Raw genomic sequence first — 229 nt, 5'->3', positions numbered from 1 at the left:
ATCCAACTTCCAGTTGTTCAAGCTAAGCTTTTTTTTTACTGTCTAAAATTGTATTCTAAAGCCTACTCCTGAAATATTTAAAATAGACTCTTTCCCTACTTTTTTTCTAAGTTTATTTAACAAGTTTTTTAATGCAGAATCTGTTGCTTCAAAACTATCTTCCCATATATTTAATTTTAATTCATCATGAGAAACAACTCTATTATTAAATTTAATAAGATATTCTAGT

At 25.3% G+C, this 229-nt stretch carries 1 protein-coding gene; it reads right to left on the bottom strand.

The features are described from left to right. Positions 1 to 42 precede the first annotated feature (42 nt). On the bottom strand, positions 43 to 229 hold a 187-nt coding region (locus GBG18_RS15215), incomplete at its 5' end, for a helix-turn-helix domain-containing protein (RefSeq protein WP_193311200.1).

Source organism: Poseidonibacter ostreae, assembly GCF_009208075.1.
GTDB lineage: Bacteria > Campylobacterota > Campylobacteria > Campylobacterales > Arcobacteraceae > Poseidonibacter > Poseidonibacter ostreae.
The sequence above is the reverse complement of the archived record's forward strand: the minus strand, read 5'-3'. Positions and strand labels throughout refer to the sequence as shown.